Here is a 528-nt window from a genome sequence, read left to right as displayed (position 1 = left end):
GTCCCTGACTTCCACGGTCCAGTCAGGCATTTTTTTACAGCCCGGATTTTGTACGGGCCGGGGAGGGGGTGGTCGTGTGGCTGACCTGGACTCTCTCGGCTCTGCCGGCCGCCGCCTGTACGACTCGCTGCACACCGACGACGAGCCGTACGCGCTGACCGCGCTGATCGTCGAGGCGGCCCGGATCAAGGACCGTCTCGACCAGTTCGACCGGGTGCTCGTAGGCGACTCCGACTGCTGGTTGAGCCTCGTCGAGGTGCGCGGTGAGGATGACATCCTCGAGATCCGGGTCGACTCGGCGCTGCAGGAGTCGAGGCAGCAGGCGAACGCGCTTCGCCAGCTGGTGTCGTCGATCCAGTCGCAGAAGGGGACCGCGCCTGCCGGTGATGGCGATGACGGCCTCGCTGATCTGTGATGACTTCCCGACGCTGACCGGTCGCCAGGAGCCGCACCACCTGTCTGTCCTCGACGGCGATGTCATGCACGGCGAGAAGGCTGTCGAGCTCGGCCGGCGCGTCGGGTCGATCG

At 66.7% G+C, this 528-nt stretch carries 1 protein-coding gene; it reads left to right on the top strand.

What is annotated here, in order from left to right:
* Positions 1-76 precede the first annotated feature (76 nt).
* The gene (locus tag AC1DYG_RS19160; RefSeq protein WP_477641449.1) at positions 77-415 is read left to right on the top strand and encodes a hypothetical protein; all 339 of its coding nucleotides are present in this window, start codon (positions 77-79) and stop codon (positions 413-415) included.
* Positions 416-528: the final 113 nt, after the last annotated feature.

Source organism: Pedococcus sp. P1_H8 (genome assembly GCF_056405175.1).
This window is presented reverse-complemented; position numbering and strand designations above follow the sequence as displayed.